A 17,165-nucleotide genomic window follows, 5' to 3' on the forward strand; every position below is an offset into this window, starting at 1 on the left:
TTTACAGGGCAGCTTACACAGCTACTTTACTGGCCCAGACTGGAGGGCTTGCCGGCAGGCGCATTGGCCTGATTGCTCAGACTCGACTGGCTGGCAGTTTTACCCGATTTTTTCAGTGCCTGGCGCTGTTCATTGTCGATCGCTGAGATAGAGATCTCGCTGAACTCTTCGCTCAGACTCGAGGGCTTGGCCATGGGGTGAGACATAAAGCTGGCTTTTTTCACCGGCTTTTCTGAGCTCACCTTGGCGGGCGTGTTATCTGCTTTTGCCCCGGCTTTGCTCTCAGACTCAGCTTTGACTTCAGGCTCAGGTTTGGCTTCAGGTTCAGCTTCCGGAGCCGTGTCTGCAGTTGCCTGCGCTTTAGTAACCTCTTCAGGCTGTTCCGGAGCATCTGTCTGTTCAGATACTTTTTCAGTCTTCACAGGCTCTGCTGCTTCAGCGGCTTGCTCTGGCTCAGCCGCGACCTTTTCTTCAGCCTTGTCATCTGTGTGTTCAAGCGCGATCTCTACCTGCTCAGGCGTCTTACGACGAGGCTTGCGGGGCGCTCTCTTGGGCTTTTCAGCTTTAGGCGCTTCAGCTTCTGCAGACTCTGACTTATCAGCGTCTTGCTGTTTCGCTTTTTCAGCCGTTGCAGGTGCATCAGCCTTACTGGCAGACTCTGTCACAGCAGGTTTTTCTGCCGGGGCTTTATCTGCATCACTGTCTTTGCTCTCAGCGACAGCGGTACTGCTATCATCCCTGGCTTCAGTTTGTTCAGCTGCTTGCTCCGGCTGTGCTTTTACAGGTTGTTCGGCTTGTACAGCCTCTTCACCTTTGTCGGTGTTGTCAGCCCCTACAATTTTACCGGCCTGAGCACTTTTTGCTTCTACCGCTGCTGAAGTGTTATCAACCGGTGGTACATCCTTATGCGGCTGTGGCTGACTTTCACTGGCAGCTTGTTCAGCCTCAGGCTGTCCGGCAGCGTCCTGAACTTCCTTATCCTGAGTGTCAGCCTGCTGTTCGTCCGCCTGATCTTTACGGCGTTTCTGACCCGCTGCGCGGATATGACGGGGCGAGCGACGGCTGCGATTGCGACCTGTGTCACTGGCTTTATCATCAGTGGCTTTTTCGTCAGTCGTCGTTACCTGACTTTCTGTGTCAGCATTATTATCCGCAGCACTTTGATCCGCCTCAGGCGTTTCAGGCTGTGAAGGTTGAGCCGGTTTCCTGCTCTGTGTTTTTGCCTCTGTTGCAGAGCTGCCCTGAGCGGCTTCTGCTGTTTCAGTGGCATTCTGCTCTATATTGGTAATCTCTTCTCTGTCCTGAACCCTTACGCTGCGTCTCTTATCGCGACGCTTGCGACGTTCTGCCAGTTGCTGCTTCTGCGTATCCTTGCCTTCGGTTGGCTCCTGCTTAGCCTGAACCGGCTGCTCCTGTTTAGCCTGAGTGGCTTGTTCCTGCTTGGGTTGCGATCTTGTTTGTTTCTTTTGTGTATCGGCATTCTCAGCACTGTCTCTGCGCGGTTTGCGTGTAGCTGGCTTGCGTTCCTGCTGACGCTCAGACTGAGGCTTGCCATCCTGAGGCTTGCTACGCCGACCTTCACCGCGACGGTTACTGGTTCTGCTACCACGCTGATTGCGCTGAGCATCTTTATCTTTGTTGCCGTCGCGGGCTGTTTTGACCTCGGCGGGCTCTTCTTTAAGCAGGTCGCCAAACCATTTGCCAAATCGTGCCAGCAATGAGGGGCCCTGAGGTTTACTTTCAGTGGTGGCCGCGGCAGCGGCGGGTTTGGCGGCCGGTGGCGCCTTAGGCGGAGCAATCAGGGTTTTCAGCACCGGCTCTTCACGGGCTGGCTGAGAGCTGGTCGGGCGATCGGCATCAGTGGTTTTAACTTCATCCAGCTCAACGTTATAGCTGACATCCTGTATCTGATCATCGCTTCTGTGACGAGATACCCTGAAATGGGGTGTCTCCAGATTCGGATTCGGAATAATCAGCAGGCTGACCTTGTGACGTTTTTCCAGGTCGGCTACAGAACGACGCTTTTCATTCAGCAGGTAGGTGGCCACACTGACCGGCACCTGGGCTTCAATCTGCCCGGTGTTGTCTTTAATGGCTTCTTCTTCCATCAGGCGCAGTACTGACAGCGCCAGTGATTCGGTACCGCGTACGGTGCCATGGCCGTCACAGCGAGGGCACACATGCTGGGCCGACTCACCCAGTGATGGACGCAGGCGTTGACGAGACATTTCCAGCAAACCGAAGCGGGAAATTCTGCCTAACTGAACCCGTGCTCTGTCGGGACGTACGGCATCTGTCAGGCGCTTTTCAACTTCACGCTGATGGCGTACCGGACCCATGTCGATAAAGTCGATAACAAACAGGCCACCGAGATCGCGAATACGTAATTGCCGGGCAATTTCATCGGCCGCTTCGAGATTGGTATTCAGAGCCGTTTCTTCGATATCACCGCCTTTAGTGGAACGCGATGAGTTGATGTCAATTGAGGTCAGGGCTTCAGTCTGGTCAATAACGATAGAGCCGCCTGAGGGCAGGCGTACATCACGCTGAAATGCCGATTCAATCTGACTTTCAATCTGGTAGTGGCTGAACAGGGGCACATCACCCTGATAGCGTTTTACGCGACTGGAAAAATCCGGGCGTACCAGTTCAATATGTTGTTTGGCCAGTTCGAAGATTTTCTCATCATCGATCAGGATCTCACCGATATCACGGCGCAGATAGTCACGGATAGCACGGATAATCACGTTGCTTTCCTGATGGATCAGGAAAGGGGCAGGGCGCGACTCTGAAGCCTCGGTGATGGCTTTCCAGTGGGTCAGCAGTACGCTTAAATCCCACTCCAGTTCTTCGAAGGATTTACCGACACCGGCAGTACGTACGATCAGTCCCATACCGTCAGGCAGGTTAAGCTTATTCAGTGCCTGTTTCAGTTCAGTGCGTTCGTCGCCTTCGATACGACGTGAAATGCCACCAGCCCGTGGATTATTGGGCATCAATACCAGGTAGCTGCCAGCCAGGCTGATAAAGGTGGTCAGGGCGGCACCTTTCTGGCCGCGCTCTTCTTTATCAATCTGTACGATCACTTCCTGGCCTTCCTTGATGGCGTCTTTTATCTGCGGACGGCCTTCAAAGTTGTAGCCTTTGGGGAAATAGGTACGGGCGATTTCTTTTAAGGGAAGGAAGCCGTGCCGCTCGGCACCATAATCGACAAAAGCCGCTTCCAGGCTGGGTTCAACCCGGGTGATTTTGCCTTTGTAGATGTTAGACTTTTTTTGCTCATGACCGGGGCTTTCAATGTCCAGGTCATACATTTTTTGCCCGTCTACCAGGGCAACACGCAACTCTTCTTGCTGGGTTGCGTTGATTAACATTCTTTTCATATTGTGACTCGATAGGTATCGATCACTATCGGCGAACAGTACACCACCAATCTAGTGTTTAGGGGCAGTCTCCCGACTGGCAGGTGGCTCTAGCCTGAGCAAATTCTCTACTTGTTTAATCTTTAATACTTGCCAGGCATGTATGGCCGGGCAGGTGTCTAAACTGGTCTTATGCTGTGCTTCGATAGCAATCTGGTAATAATAATTTGGTTATTTACCCGGGTTCCTTCATGTTGCAGGGTTTCCAGGGTATTCTGCTTAGGTTCTGTTTTGTCTGGCTTAAACGAACTATTACACTCTTCGCAGCCGACCTGTTTCGCTCATTCTTTACGCGTGTTATCGCTGTTGCGTACAGAACCCCATCTGCAATCTGGCAGAGATGGCCTTTTTCACGACCAAAAGCCCGGCGATTATCGCACGCTTTGAGTACCTCAGGCAAGTTAATAAAAAGTAAGGCTAATGGCTGTAATTTCAGTAGTTTGACCTGCAAATGCCGATATTTTTAAGCCCGGCAGTAAGGGGGCATGGTGACAGTACCCTGCAATAACAGCCTGTATTAAGGTTAACAGGCTGAAAAATCGGCGCAAAAAGCGTCGTAACCTGCCCCGGATTTCAGTAGAATAGTGGCCCTATGACAGAATCTATATCACCAAAAGTTCAATTTATCTCTGTGGATCCGGAGCTGGAAGGGCAAAGAATTGATAATTTTTTGCGCACTCAGCTCAAAGGGGTACCTAAGAGTCTGATTTATCGTATTTTGCGCAAAGGCGAAGTGCGGGTAAATAAAAAACGTATCAAGCCCGACTACAAATTACAGGCGAATGATCAGGTGCGTATCCCGCCGGTTAAAACGGCGGAAAAAAATGAAGGCCCGTCTGCCAAACTGGATAAAGTGTCGGCGCTGGAAGACTGCATTTTATATGAAGATGATTTACTGATTGCTATCAACAAACCATCGGGTATGGCGGTACATGGCGGTAGCGGACTAAGTTTTGGGGTGATAGAAGCATTGCGGGCGTTGCGGCCGCAGGATAAGTTTCTGGAGCTGGTACATCGCCTGGATCGGGATACGTCAGGCTGTTTATTGGTAGCCAAACGCCGCTCCTGCTTAAAAGCCCTGCATGAGCAGTTACGCGAAAAACAGGTAGACAAGCGCTACCAGGCTCTGGTGGTGGGTAACTGGCCTGACAGCAGGCACAAGGTTAAGGCTCCGCTGAATAAAAACACCCTTAAATCCGGCGAGCGCATGGTGTCGGTGGAATCTGAAGGTAAGGCCTCTGAAACCCGTTTTCGGGTGCTGGAGCATTTCAGTGGGGCAACCTTAGTTGAAGCCTTTCCGGTGACTGGCCGTACTCATCAGATTCGTGTGCATTGTCAGCATGCCGGTCATCCGATTGCCTGTGACAGCAAATATGGCGATGAAGATTTTGATAACAGAATGCGCAAATTGGGACTCAGACGCCTGTTCCTGCATGCCGGCAGTATCAGTTTTCTGCATCCCAGAACCGGTGAGACCCTGAAGTTGCAGGCACCGTTGGAACCGTCATTAAAAAAGGCGCTGGATGCCTTACGTCAGGAAGTTTAAGCCGTATGTATAAGTTGGTTATTTTTGATTGGGACGGCACCTTAATGGACTCATGCGGGCGGATTGTCTCTGCGATGCAGACATCAGCCCGGCGGGCCGGATTACCTGTGCCTCAGGAAGCCGCGGTCAGAGATATTATCGGTATCAGTCTGCGCCCGGCCATGCTCCGACTGTTTGGTGAGCTGCCATCCGCGCAGGCAGAAGAGTTGTTTGAACTCTATCGCCAGGAGTATGTAGAAAATGACCCAACACCAACACCGATGTTTGGCGGAGCCATTGAATTGCTGGAACAGATCAGACAGCGTCAGCTGTTGATGGCGGTGGCCACAGGTAAGGCCCGCAGGGGATTAAACCGGGTCTGGCAGCAAACCGGGACCGGGCATTTTTTCAGTGCTTCACGCTGTGGCGATGAGACCCGATCCAAGCCCGATCCCGATATGCTTGAACAGATTCTGGCCGAATTGGCGGTTCAGCCCCATGAAGCGCTGATGATAGGGGATACCTGTTATGACCTGCATATGGCCGAACAGTTGGGGATGGATCGCATCGGCGTCAGCTTCGGTGTGCACGAAGCAGCCCGCCTGCGCCAACACAAACCCAAAGCCATAGTAGACTCACTGGCTGAAATTGCTGAGTTTATATTGTAGGTCGGACTTTAGTCCGACAGCCGAATCCGAAAACACCAACCACCCTAGAAGAAATATTTACCACATAGGCACAGAGAGCACAGAGGCTTTAAAAGGTTTTCCACCTTAGAGCCGCTGAGCACGCGGAATTAATCAAGGTTACAGATTTAAATCTCCGGGCCCACTGCGGCTCTGCGGTAAATTTAACAAAAGCAAAGGTCGCTGGATGCCCGACAACGGCATTCGGACATGACCGACTGTCATTCCCGCGCACAGTTGGCGGGAATCCAGTGCCTTTTCTTTGCTTCTGTAGTTATTCTTGTTGTTTTTATAAAGGTGCTGACTTGCTACGCAATCTATATCAGCCGGTTGAGGAGCAATCGTTAACAGTACGGTTGTTGGTAAAAGGTTCTGATTTTCATCAGGATGACAGAGGTACAGGTTATCTGTCGGATTACACCAACGCATCGATACCTTTATTACGCAGCATTTCGCTGAGCAGAATCAGGGGCAGACCTATCAGGGTATTAGGGTCCCGTCCTTCCAGTCGTTCGAACAGGCAGATACCCAGCCCTTCGCTTTTAAAGCTGCCGGCACAATAATAAGGCTGCTCTTTACGCAGATAGCCTTCTATTTGCTGCTGGCTCAGTTTGCGAAACACCACATCAAAGGTTTCCACTTCCAGTTGACAGGTCTGATCGTGACTGTCATACAGACATAAACCGGTATAAAAACGCACGGTCTTGCCGCTGGCTGCATTGAGCTGTTCTATGGCCGTGTCGTGATCCAGGGGCTTGCCGATGATTTCATCGTCAACACAGGCCACCTGGTCTGAGCCGATGATCAGAGCATCGGGATGTGCGTGCGCAATACTGTGGGCTTTTTTCTTCGCCAGCCTGATGACCAGCTGTTCGGCAGACTCATTGCCATGGGGCGTTTCGTCGCAATGGGGAGAGTCACAGATAAAAGGCAGGCCTAACTTTTCCAGGCAGGCTTTTCGGTATACAGAGGTGGAGGCCAGAACAAGATCTTTCACCGATGAGTCCGTAAGGATGTTTTAAGCTGGCCTAATCTTAGCAACAATCTCTTCGCAGAGCAGCCAGCTAACCCATCACAGACTGTATATTTTCTTTGACTCCACCCCCTTCAGGCTATATTATGCGCGCCCTATGCAGAAAGTGAAACTGCCCAAGCAGCTTGATCCGATCAGAAATGCCATGAAACGCGCCGAGTATATCGGGGTGTTCAAGGCTAGTGATATGACCAGGTTGCAACAGGCGGTGGCAACCGCGGAACACGACATAGAAGTAGAAGTTAGTTTCAGTAAAGACGCACAGGAACTGGCTTTTTTTGAAGGTCGATTAGAAACGCAGGTGTCGCTTATCTGTGAAAGGTGTAATGAACCTTTCGCTCATCACTTGGAGGTGTCATTCTGCTATAGTCCTGTAAAGGACGGGCAAGACATCGATGAGTTACCGGAGGCTTACGAGCCGGTTGAAGTTGATGAACATGGAGAAATCAATTTACTCCAGCTTCTAGAAGATGAACTGATTTTGGCCCTGCCCATTGTGGCTTTTCACGCAGAAAAAGACTGCAAACGGGGTGGCGACGAAATGAGTTTTGGAGTAATTGAACCGGCCGCTGAGCGTCCAAACCCCTTTGCGGTGTTGAAAGAACTTAAGCGAGATCAGGAGTAGGTAATGGCGGTACAAAAGAATCGTAAAACCCGTTCAAAGCGTGGCATGCGTCGTTCGCATGATGCCTTAACAGCGGAAACCTTGTCTGTAGATTCCACGTCAGGTGAGACGCATCGTCGTCATCACGTAACAGATGACGGTTACTACAAAGGCAAAAAAGTCATCGCAAACTAAGCGAGCTGACTTTGACACATCTAACCATCGCGTTAGATATGATGGGGGGGGATAACGGCCCCCCCGTTACTATCGAAGCCGCAGTCCTTGCGGTGAAAGAATATTCACATCTTCATCTTATTCTCTGTGGCGACAGTGACATCATCCGCCATGGTTTAGAAAGCTATTCTGATCTTCCCGAAAAACGCTTAGAGATCCTGCATACCGAACAAAAGGTTGAAATGGATGAACGGCCCAGTAGCGCGCTGCGCAATAAACAGGACTCATCCATGCGCCGGGTGCTTGAACTGGTGGAACAGGGCAGGGCTGATGCCTGTGTCAGTGCCGGCAATACCGGTGCATTGCTGACCATGGCCTATTATGTGCTCAAGACTTTGCCGGGCATCGACAGACCCGCTTTGATTTCCTCTTTGCCGACATCAGGCAGACAAAAGGTGTATTTGCTTGATCTGGGTGCCAATGTGAACTGCGACTCAGAAATTCTGTTTCAGTATGCGGTGATGGGCTCGGTGATGGCAGAAGAAGTTGAAGGGATCAGCAAACCCAGGGTCGGGCTGTTAAATGTGGGTGAAGAACAGATAAAAGGTAATGATCAGGTCAAGCATACGGCGCAGATCCTCTCTTCAGTGCCGGGCATTAATTATATCGGTTATGTGGAAGGTAATGATATTTTTACCGGCAAGGCCGATGTCGTCGTGACCGATGGCTTTGTGGGCAATATCGCTTTAAAAGCCTGTGAGGGACTGGGTAAACTGATTCTGAACGAAGTTAAGCGGGTCTCAGGTAAAAATTTACTGACCCGCATGATGGCAAGACTGGCGCTGCCAATCCTGCGAAAAATCTACGCCAGGGTGAACCCCGACCAGTACAATGGCGCGAGTCTGATAGGATTGCGCGGAATTGTTGTGAAGAGCCACGGTAATGCCTCCAGCGAAGCATTACTCTATGCCATTAAAGAGGCCATGCACGAGGTCGACAGGCAGGTTCCGACAAAAATCAAACATAAAATAGAAACCCTTCTAATGGAAAGGCCCTGAACCATGTATTCGAGAATTATTGGCACCGGTAGTTATTATCCCAGCCAGGTGCGCACCAACGCCGATCTGGAGCAGATGGTCGATACCAACGACGAGTGGATTACCGACCGCACCGGTATCAAAGAAAGACGTATTATCGGCGATCACGAAACGGCCGCAACTATGGGGGCCGAAGCTTCACAAAAGGCGATTGAAGCGGCCGGTATCGACCCGCGTAGTATCGATATGATTGTCTGTGCCACAACCAGCCACAATAAAGCACTGCCAAGCGCCGCCTGTGATATTCAGAAAATTCTGCAACTGGATGGTATTCCTGCCTTTGATGTAGGTGCCGCCTGCGCCGGTTATTGTTACGCTCTGAGTGTGGCCGATCAGTATATTAAATCCGGCATGTGCAAACGCATACTGGTAGTGGGTACAGATTGTCTGAGCCGGTTAGTCTCGCCTGAGGATCGCACCATGGTAATCCTGTTTGGAGATGGGGCAGGGGCTACGCTGATTGAAGCCAGTGAAGAGCCGGGTATTCTCTCTACCCATATTCATGCTGCAGGCTCGTACAATGATCTGCTGTATGTGGGTAACCCGGAGCGTGGCAACGAGCAATCGGTACACGATAACTGGGGCGTGATGAAAGGCAATGAAGTGTTTAAAGTGGCTGTCACTAAGCTCAGCGAGGTGGTGGAACAAACACTGGCCGCTAACGATATGCAAAAGTCAGATTTAGACTGGCTGGTACCTCATCAGGCTAATTTCCGCATTATTAAAGCCACCGCCAGGAAGCTGGAAATGCCCATGGACAGAGTGGTGCTGACCCTGCAGGATTATGGTAATACCTCTGCAGCGACGGTACCCACCGCCCTGGATACGGCAATTCGCGATGGTCGCATCCAGCGTGGTCATAATTTACTTCTGGAAGCCTTTGGCGGCGGCTTTGCCTGGGCTTCGGCATTAGTGCGTTACTAAAAATAATTCTCCACAGAGATAAACATTGATCGTCATTCCGGCATGTTGTTAGCCGGAATCTTTTACAGACGGTGCTGTAATAAAGATTTAGCCACGGTGCTGCCGTTGGAAAGATCCTGAATCAAGTTCAGGATGACTGGTGACGTTCAGGATAAAGGGCAATGTTGAAGATAGCGAGCATGTTGTAGGTCGGGATTTATCCCGACAGCAATGAATAAGGTTACAGCCCTTGTCGGAATAAATTCCGACCTACAACCATAGCCTATGCGTCTCTGTGGTTTAAAAATTTAAATGGAGAGAATCTATGTCAAAAACCGCGTTTATTTTCCCCGGTCAGGGCTCTCAGGCTCTGGGGATGCTGGCCGAGCTGGCAGCAGAGTATCCTCTGGTTGAACAGACCTTTAGTGAGGCCAGTGATGTACTGGGCTATGATCTCTGGCAACTGGTACAACAGGGGCCAGAGGCAGACTTAAATCAGACTCAGCGCACCCAGCCAGCGCTGCTGGCAGCCAGTGTTGCTGTCTGGCGGGTGGCTCAGGCGCAGGGTGCAGAAAAACCGGATTTACTCGCAGGCCACAGCTTAGGAGAGTATTCGGCGCTGGTGTGTGCCGGAGTGATGGATTTTGCCGATGGCATTAAACTTACCGCCTTACGGGGCGAGTTTATGCAGCAGGCGGTGCCTGCTGGCACCGGCGCCATGGCAGCGATTATTGGTCTGGATGATGACAAGGTTGAGCAGGCCTGCGCAGAGGCTGCCGGTGATGAGGTGGTTTCAGCAGTAAATTACAACAGCCCGGGCCAGGTGGTGATTGCCGGGCACAAAGCTGCCGTTGAGCGGGCTATGGATGCCTGTAAAACCGCCGGGGCCAAACGGGCATTGCCCTTACCGGTGAGCGTACCCTCTCATTGTGCGCTGATGAAACCTGCCGCCGAAAAGCTGGCGGTGGAACTGCAAAAGCTGACCTTTAATGCACCTGTCATACCGGTGATCAATAATGTAGATGTAAAAGCAGAGCAGCAACCAGAGCAGATTAAAGATGCGCTGGTTCGCCAGTTGTTCAACCCGGTACGCTGGACTGAAAGTATGCAGAAAATGGCCGGCGAAGGGGTTTCACAGCTTTATGAAATGGGTCCGGGCAAGGTACTCACCGGGCTGGCAAAACGCATTGATAAGAGTCTGAATTGTGATGCGGTTAATACGCCTCAGGGGATTCAGATACTAACAGGAAAAGGTGAATAAATGTCTGACTTACAAGGTAAAGTTGCGCTGGTAACGGGCGCCAGTCGTGGCATAGGCAAAGCCATCGCCGAGCAGCTGGCGGCGCAGGGCGCCACCGTTATTGGTACCGCCACCTCCGAATCCGGCGCACAGAAAATCTCTGATTATCTGGGTGAAAAGGGTAAAGGCATGGCACTCAATGTGACCGAGCCTGAACAGATCGAAGCCTGCCTGGCGCAGATAAAAAGCGAGTTTGGAGACCCGGATATATTGGTAAATAATGCCGGTATCACCCGCGATAATCTGTTAATGCGCATGAAAGACGACGAATGGCAGAGTATTATGGATACCAACCTGACCTCGATATTTCGCATGTCAAAAGCCGTATTACGTGGCATGATGAAAAAACGCCAGGGCAGAATCGTCAATATAGGCTCTGTGGTGGGTAGCTCAGGTAACCCGGGGCAAGCCAACTATGCGGCGGCCAAAGCCGGTGTGATTGGTTTTTCCAAGTCACTGGCCCGTGAAGTAGCTTCCCGTGGTGTTACAGTGAATACGGTGGCACCGGGCTTTATTGATACCGATATGACCCAGTCACTGACCGATGAGCAAAAAGAAGCCATTTTTAAAGATATCCCGGCTAATCGTTTAGGCAACCCCGAAGAGATTGCCGCCACGGTGGCCTTTTTGGTGTCAGAGGGTGCTGCTTATATCACCGGTGAGACCATCCATGTTAATGGTGGTATGTTGATGGCCTGATAAAGGCCTGTTAATGAATATTTTTTGTGCTAGATTGTGGTTTGACCAGAAAAAAACTTTACGCTGTAGCTTGCAAGGCCTTAACTTGCAAAATACACTACTGCCAAATTTACATCTAGCGTCACTTTTAAGGGAAAACTAGAACTATGAGTAACATCGAAGAACGCGTAATCAAAATTATCGTTGAGCAACTGGGCGTTAAAGAAGAAGAAGTAAAATCTGAAGCCTCTTTCGTCGACGACCTGGGCGCTGATTCTCTGGATACAGTAGAGTTGGTAATGGCGCTGGAAGAAGAATTCGACACAGAGATCCCGGATGAAGAAGCCGAGAAGATCACTACTGTTCAGTCAGCCATTGACTACATTAACGCTCACAAAGACGCGTAAAAATAACCAGAAAACGGCTCACTCTGAGCCGTTTTTCCATCCCACCATCCAGCTCAGCATATGAACAGTTCAGGGCGCCCGAAGCCAAAGTTGGCTGCTGAATCAGGGCGGCAAATTTCAGTCGATATTTTTTTAGCTCCACCCTCAGACTTTTTTGCGAACCATTCTATGCTCATTGTGTCTGGTAATACATTTTCCTCTCGGAGGCCATCGTGTCCAAACGTCGTGTTGTTGTAACAGGTCTTGGCATGCTTTCACCTTTAGGGCTGGATGTCAGCACTACCTGGGATGCCTTGCTTGCCGGTAAAAGCGGCATTGGTAACCTTGAAACTTTTGATGTCAGCCAGTTTTCCACCCGCTTTGCCGGTGTAATAAAGGGCTTCGATGTTGAGCAGTACATGTCGAAAAAAGAAAGTCGGAAGATGGATCTTTTTATTCAGTACGGCATCGCCGCAGGTATGCAGGCGCTGAAAGACTCCGGTCTGGAGATCAAAGAAGCCAATGCAGAACGTGTCGGTGTTGCTGTCGGCTCTGGCATCGGCGGCTTAGGACTGATTGAAGAAAACCATTCAAAGCTGCTGGCCTCAGGCCCGCGTAAAATGTCTCCTTTCTTCGTACCATCCACTATCACCAATATGATTTCCGGCTTCTTGTCGATCATGGAAGGGCTGAAAGGCCCGAACCTTAATATAGTGACCGCCTGTACCACAGGTGTACACAATATTGGTGTGGCAGCCAGAACCATTGCCTATGGTGATGCCGATGCCATGCTGGCCGGTGGTGCCGAAGCGGCGATTACGCCGTTAGGTTTGGGCGGTTTTGCTGCAGCCCGGGCGCTGTCTTCCCGCAATGACGATCCACAGGCCGCCAGTCGTCCCTGGGACAAAGACAGAGATGGCTTTGTTATGGGTGATGGTGCCGGTGTGGTGATGCTGGAGGAATATGAGCAGGCCAAGGCCCGCGGTGCAAAAATTTATGCCGAACTGGTCGGTTTTGGTATGAGTGGTGATGCGTATCATATGACCTCGCCACCGGAAGATGGTGATGGCGCTGCACGCTCTATGGATAACGCCCTTAAAGATGCCGGCGTCAATGCCGAACAGGTGGGTTATATCAATGCTCACGGCACCTCGACTCCAGCAGGGGATGTGGCCGAAGCCAGGGCTGTGAAGCGGGTATTTGCCGGTTCAGCGCACAAGGTATTGGTCAGTTCCACTAAATCCATGACCGGCCACTTACTCGGCGCTGCCGGTGCCGTTGAAGCGATTTTTACCGCTCTGGCGCTGGTTGATCAGAAAGTACCGCCGACTATCAATCTGGATAATCCTGACGAAGGATGCGATTTGGATTTTGTGCCTCACACTGCCCGTGATGTGCAGATGGAATATGCCTTGTGCAACTCCTTCGGCTTTGGCGGCACTAATGGTTCGCTGCTGTTTAAAAAGATCTGAGCAGACGCCAAATCCTAACTGGTAAAATAAAACAAAGCCTGTAGAGTTCAACTTCTTACAGGCTTTTTTATGTCCAGGGATGGACGGTATGCCGGAGTTGTCGGGAACAGATCTCCGGCGATGTCCTGGGATGGACGGTATGCCGGAGTTGTCGGGAACAGATCTCCGGCGATATCCAGTGGCTGGCTGTGCCCGGAAAATGCGTAGCATTTTCAGTAGCCAGCGCGTAGGCATGGATGCCGAAGCTGGGCTTTGATTAAGGCAGGAGGCCTGATTCAAAAGGACGGTTGTAGGTCGGGCTTCAGCCCGACAGAGCAGAGAACGCCTATATTTGTCGGAATAAATTCCGACCTACAGGTGTACGGCGATCAATGTAGGTCAGGCTTCAGCCGACAGAGCAGATAACGTTTATATTTGTCGGAATAAATTCCGACCTACAGGTGTACGGCGATCAATGTAGGTCAGGCTTCAGCCGACAGAGCAGATAACGTTTATATTTGTCGGAATAAATTCCGACCTACAGGTGTACGGCGATCAATGTAGGGTCCAATTTATTGGACTACCGGGTATAGGGTTATGTTTAGATGTTTAATGATAAAAATTCGCAATAATAACATCAGGTTATGACCAGAATATTGATTAACGGCCAGCCACAAAACAGCCTGAGTGCCGCCGACAGGGCAGTGCAATATGGTGATGGCATCTTTACCACCATAAAAGTGGCTGACGGCAAGCCTGAGCACTGGCCATTGCATTATCAGCGCCTGATAAAAGGCCTGCAGATACTTGGCATTGATTTTGATAGCTGGGACAAAGTGCAGGATGCAATTAACGGTTTGGCGGACGAGGCACAAAATGCTGTGCTTAAACTGCTGATCAGTCGGGGTCAGGGTGGCCGCGGTTACCAGACTCCTAAAACGCAACAACCCCTTTGGATATTAACCCTTCACCCGATGCCTGAGCATTATCAACAGTGGCAGGAGCAGGGCGTTGAGCTGGGAATAAGCGAGATTCAGCTGGCCCGGCAGCCTAAGTTGGCTGGTATTAAGCATCTTAACCGTCTGGAGCAGGTGCTGGTAAAGTTGCATGCACCAGAGCAGGGGCCAGAAGATATGCTGGTTTGCGATACCCAGAACATGATGGTCGAGTGTTCGGCAGCGAACCTGTTCTGGCAAACCAATGGCCTCTGGTATACGCCGGATCTTCATCATGCCGGTGTTGCCGGAGTAATGCGCCAGCGGGTTCTTGAGCATTTTGAAGGGCGCGGCTGCCCTGTGATACAAGTGCAGGCGCCGCCCACGGCATTGACCCAGGCACAAGCTGTCTTTATCTGTAACAGTCTGATGGGCATTGTGCCGGTTAAACGCTTTGGGCAAGCAGAGTTTGCTATCGATAAAATAAGGCAACTTGCCAGGGAGATACTTTGAATAAATTTAAGTGGTTTTTACTGTTAGTAGTGCTGGCACTGTTAGCTATGGCCTGGGGTTACCGGACCTTGATGCAGCAGGTCAGTCAGCCACTGAATCTGACTGAGCCGACCGAGTTCACTCTCAAGCGCGGCCAGCATGTTAACCATCTGCTGCATTACCTGCGTGCAAACGATATGATCTCCAGCCGCTTTGCCCCCAGAGTGCTGGTAAAACTCAGACCGGAGCTGGCCCGGGTTAAGGCCGGTACTTATGAAATCGAACCCGGTATGAGTATATTGCAGTTGCTGAATATGCTGGTTGCGGGCAAAGAAAAGCTCTTTTCCATACAACTGGTGGAAGGCTTCCGCTGGCGGGACTGGCTGGCGCAGCTCAGGAACCATCCGAAACTGGATAGCAGCGGATTAACTGAAGACTTTATCCGGCAACTGGATCCGCAAGGTGGTAGCCTGGAAGGCTGGCTGATGCCGGATACCTACCATTTCGCCAACGGCACCGATGCCAGAGAGATTGTGCGCCAGGCCTATAAGCGCATGCAGCAGTTTTTGCAGCAGGCCTGGTTAACTGGCAATACCGACTTGCCCTATGCCAGTGCTTACGAGGCGCTGATTATGGCCTCGATCATCGAGAAAGAGACCGGCCTTGCAGAAGAGCGCAGCCGCATAGCCGCAGTGTTTGTAAACAGGTTGCGTAAAGGTATGCGCCTGCAGACTGACCCTACAGTTATTTACGGGATGGGTGAGGCCTTTGACGGCAATATTCGCCGCAAAGATCTGCGCGAAGCGACGGCCTACAATACCTATGTGATTAAAGGTCTGCCACCAACACCCATAGCCATGCCCAGCGCAGCGTCGGTGATGGCGGCGGTGAACCCCATAGACAGCGACGAGCTGTATTTTGTTTCCCGCAACGATGGTAGCCATGTGTTTTCCACTAACCTTGCCGATCACAACAAGGCAGTGAGAGAATACCAGCTTAATCAAAAGTAAAAGATGCTTTTTACCACAGAGACACGGAGAACACAGAGGTCTGATAATGTCTCTGCTCTGACGCCGCCCTCGTCATCCTGAACTTGTTTCAGGATCTCTGACAAACGGCAGCATGTCTAAGGATATAGAGTTAGTCATTCCCGGATAGCGGGAATCCAGTGCCACTGCGGTGAATTGAGTTAAATAAAAGGTCTCTGGATGCCCGATAACTACCTCGGGCATGACAAACATTGTTGAAGTTGAGTATTGGTGTTGTTGGTAAACAATAAAGTATTACACAGCAGAGAAAGGGGATTGATAAGCTATGTGCCATAACCCCCTCTGTGTTCTCTGTGCCTCTGTGGTGAATTAAGAATATGCCCGGTAAATTTATTGTAATTGAAGGTCTCGAAGGGGCCGGTAAAAGCTCTGCAGTAGCACTGGTAAAATCCTGCATCGAAGCTGCCGGACATCAACTGGTATGTACCCGTGAACCCGGCGGTACGCCCATGGCGGAAGCCATCCGCGACTGCGTGAAACAACAGTGGCAGGAAACCGTCACCATCGAGGCCGAATTGTTACTGATGTATGCGGCCAGAGTGCAATTGCTGGAAAATGTGATCCGCCCGGCACTAAGCCAGAACAAATGGGTGCTCGGCGATCGCCATGATCTCTCCTCCCGCGCTTATCAGGGCGGTGGCAGGCAGATTGATGACAGCCTGATTGAAAACCTGCGCGCCATCAGTTTAAAAGGTTTCACCCCGGATCTGACCCTGTATCTGGATGTGGATCCGGCCATTGGCCTTGAGCGGGCACGGGGGCGCGGCGAGCTGGACCGTATCGAACAGTCGGGCCTGGCCTTTTTTCAGCGTACCCGCGACAAATACCTGCAACTGGCCGCTGCGGATACCAGCATTAAGGTGATCGACGCCATGCAGCCGATGGAACAGGTTCATCAGCAGATCAAACAAACCCTGGATGCCTTTTTGTCATGATTTACCCCTGGTTTGAATCCCTGTTTCAACAGCTTGGCGAACGCATCCGCGCCGGGCAGCTACATCATGGCTTGCTATTGCTGGGCCCACAGGGGTTAGGTAAGCAAGAGCTGGCGCAGGAACTGGCCGGGTATCTGTTATGCCAGCAGGCACAGGCACAGCGCTGTGGTCAGTGCCAGTCCTGTAAGCTTTTTAACGCTGCTTCCCACCCGGATTTTTATCAGATTCAGAGTGATAAACAGATTGGCGTGGATGACATTCGCCAGGCCGGTACCAAACTCAGCGGCATGGCGCAGCTCTCCGGGGCCAAGGTACTGATTATTCACCAGGCCCACACCATGACTGAGTCTGCTTCTAATGCCTTATTAAAAACCCTGGAAGAGCCGGGGCAGGGCACTTATTTACTGCTTACCAGCAACAAACCTGAGCGTTTGCTGGCAACCATACTCAGCCGCTGTGAAAAAAATCCGCCTGCCAAAACCGGATAGTGCCCAA

The 17,165-nt window shown here is 51.2% G+C and carries 16 protein-coding genes; 14 read left to right on the plus strand and 2 right to left on the minus strand.

Annotation, left to right across the window (positions count from 1 at the left end):
• Positions 1-26 precede the first annotated feature (26 nt).
• Positions 27-3,383 carry a ribonuclease E gene (rne, locus tag AT746_RS08925; RefSeq protein WP_335338214.1) on the minus strand — a complete coding sequence of 1,119 codons (3,357 nt, stop codon included), beginning with the start codon at positions 3,381-3,383 and terminating at the stop codon, positions 27-29.
• 631 nt (positions 3,384-4,014) lie between these two features.
• Between rne and rluC the strand changes: the two genes are divergently transcribed.
• Complete coding sequence (rluC, locus tag AT746_RS08930) at positions 4,015-4,968, plus strand: 23S rRNA pseudouridine(955/2504/2580) synthase RluC (RefSeq protein WP_062479386.1); 954 nt, start codon at positions 4,015-4,017, stop codon at positions 4,966-4,968.
• A gap of 5 nt (positions 4,969-4,973) precedes the next feature.
• Entirely contained in the window at positions 4,974-5,615 is a 642-nt protein-coding gene (locus AT746_RS08935; protein WP_062479389.1) for an HAD family hydrolase, read from the plus strand.
• A 433-nt stretch (positions 5,616-6,048) separates the two neighbouring features.
• Here the strand turns inward: AT746_RS08935 and AT746_RS08940 are convergent, their stop codons facing one another.
• Complete coding sequence (locus AT746_RS08940) at positions 6,049-6,630, minus strand: Maf family protein (protein ID WP_062479392.1); 582 nt, start codon at positions 6,628-6,630, stop codon at positions 6,049-6,051.
• A 133-nt stretch (positions 6,631-6,763) separates the two neighbouring features.
• Here AT746_RS08940 and yceD point away from each other — a divergent pair, with 133 nt between their 5' ends.
• From yceD to AT746_RS20025, 12 genes are all read left to right on the plus strand, one after another.
• Complete coding sequence (gene yceD, locus AT746_RS08945; protein ID WP_062479395.1) at positions 6,764-7,291, plus strand: 23S rRNA accumulation protein YceD; 528 nt, start codon at positions 6,764-6,766, stop codon at positions 7,289-7,291.
• 3 nt (positions 7,292-7,294) lie between these two features.
• Positions 7,295-7,465 carry a 50S ribosomal protein L32 gene (gene rpmF / locus AT746_RS08950; RefSeq protein ID WP_062479398.1) on the plus strand — a complete coding sequence of 57 codons (171 nt, stop codon included), beginning with the start codon at positions 7,295-7,297 and terminating at the stop codon, positions 7,463-7,465.
• An 11-nt stretch (positions 7,466-7,476) separates the two neighbouring features.
• Positions 7,477-8,502, plus strand: a complete 1,026-nt coding sequence (gene plsX / locus AT746_RS08955; protein ID WP_062479401.1) for a phosphate acyltransferase PlsX — start codon at positions 7,477-7,479, stop codon at positions 8,500-8,502.
• Positions 8,503-8,505: 3 nt separating this feature from the next.
• Positions 8,506-9,465 carry a beta-ketoacyl-ACP synthase III gene (locus AT746_RS08960; RefSeq protein ID WP_062479404.1) on the plus strand — a complete coding sequence of 320 codons (960 nt, stop codon included), beginning with the start codon at positions 8,506-8,508 and terminating at the stop codon, positions 9,463-9,465.
• A 304-nt stretch (positions 9,466-9,769) separates the two neighbouring features.
• Positions 9,770-10,705 carry an ACP S-malonyltransferase gene (fabD, locus tag AT746_RS08965; RefSeq protein ID WP_062479408.1) on the plus strand — a complete coding sequence of 312 codons (936 nt, stop codon included), beginning with the start codon at positions 9,770-9,772 and terminating at the stop codon, positions 10,703-10,705.
• Positions 10,706-11,443 carry a 3-oxoacyl-ACP reductase FabG gene (fabG, locus tag AT746_RS08970; RefSeq protein WP_062479411.1) on the plus strand — a complete coding sequence of 246 codons (738 nt, stop codon included), beginning with the start codon at positions 10,706-10,708 and terminating at the stop codon, positions 11,441-11,443. It abuts the gene before it with no gap.
• A 146-nt stretch (positions 11,444-11,589) separates the two neighbouring features.
• Positions 11,590-11,829, plus strand: a complete 240-nt coding sequence (gene acpP / locus AT746_RS08975; RefSeq protein ID WP_062479413.1) for an acyl carrier protein — start codon at positions 11,590-11,592, stop codon at positions 11,827-11,829.
• 212 nt (positions 11,830-12,041) lie between these two features.
• Positions 12,042-13,280, plus strand: a complete 1,239-nt coding sequence (gene fabF / locus AT746_RS08980) for a beta-ketoacyl-ACP synthase II (RefSeq protein ID WP_062479416.1) — start codon at positions 12,042-12,044, stop codon at positions 13,278-13,280.
• Positions 13,281-13,903: 623 nt separating this feature from the next.
• The gene (pabC, locus tag AT746_RS08985) at positions 13,904-14,707 is read left to right on the plus strand and encodes an aminodeoxychorismate lyase (RefSeq protein WP_082633204.1); all 804 of its coding nucleotides are present in this window, start codon (positions 13,904-13,906) and stop codon (positions 14,705-14,707) included.
• Positions 14,704-15,696, plus strand: a complete 993-nt coding sequence (gene mltG / locus AT746_RS08990; RefSeq protein ID WP_156413661.1) for an endolytic transglycosylase MltG — start codon at positions 14,704-14,706, stop codon at positions 15,694-15,696. Before pabC ends, mltG begins: the two co-directional genes overlap by 4 nt.
• 356 nt (positions 15,697-16,052) lie before the next feature.
• The gene (gene tmk / locus AT746_RS08995) at positions 16,053-16,670 is read left to right on the plus strand and encodes a dTMP kinase (RefSeq protein ID WP_062479420.1); all 618 of its coding nucleotides are present in this window, start codon (positions 16,053-16,055) and stop codon (positions 16,668-16,670) included.
• A complete protein-coding gene (locus AT746_RS20025) occupies positions 16,667-17,158 on the plus strand; it encodes an AAA family ATPase (protein WP_062479424.1) in 492 nt (163 codons plus the stop codon). Before tmk ends, AT746_RS20025 begins: the two co-directional genes overlap by 4 nt.
• The last annotated feature ends 7 nt before the right edge of the window (positions 17,159-17,165 follow it).

The sequence above is a fragment of the Lacimicrobium alkaliphilum genome (assembly GCF_001466725.1).
GTDB classification, from domain to species: Bacteria; Pseudomonadota; Gammaproteobacteria; order Enterobacterales; family Alteromonadaceae; genus Lacimicrobium; species Lacimicrobium alkaliphilum_B.

Coding starts and splice junctions, on each gene's coding strand:
- rne (WP_335338214.1), bottom strand. CDS start 3,383: ATGAAAAGAATGTTAATCAACGCAACCCAGCAAGAAGAGTTGCGTGTT.
- rluC (WP_062479386.1), top strand. CDS start 4,015: ATGACAGAATCTATATCACCAAAAGTTCAATTTATCTCTGTGGATCCG.
- AT746_RS08935 (WP_062479389.1), top strand. CDS start 4,974: ATGTATAAGTTGGTTATTTTTGATTGGGACGGCACCTTAATGGACTCA.
- yceD (WP_062479395.1), top strand. CDS start 6,764: ATGCAGAAAGTGAAACTGCCCAAGCAGCTTGATCCGATCAGAAATGCC.
- rpmF (WP_062479398.1), top strand. CDS start 7,295: ATGGCGGTACAAAAGAATCGTAAAACCCGTTCAAAGCGTGGCATGCGT.
- AT746_RS08960 (WP_062479404.1), top strand. CDS start 8,506: ATGTATTCGAGAATTATTGGCACCGGTAGTTATTATCCCAGCCAGGTG.
- fabD (WP_062479408.1), top strand. CDS start 9,770: ATGTCAAAAACCGCGTTTATTTTCCCCGGTCAGGGCTCTCAGGCTCTG.
- fabG (WP_062479411.1), top strand. CDS start 10,706: ATGTCTGACTTACAAGGTAAAGTTGCGCTGGTAACGGGCGCCAGTCGT.
- acpP (WP_062479413.1), top strand. CDS start 11,590: ATGAGTAACATCGAAGAACGCGTAATCAAAATTATCGTTGAGCAACTG.
- pabC (WP_082633204.1), top strand. CDS start 13,904: ATGACCAGAATATTGATTAACGGCCAGCCACAAAACAGCCTGAGTGCC.
- tmk (WP_062479420.1), top strand. CDS start 16,053: ATGCCCGGTAAATTTATTGTAATTGAAGGTCTCGAAGGGGCCGGTAAA.
- AT746_RS20025 (WP_062479424.1), top strand. CDS start 16,667: ATGATTTACCCCTGGTTTGAATCCCTGTTTCAACAGCTTGGCGAACGC.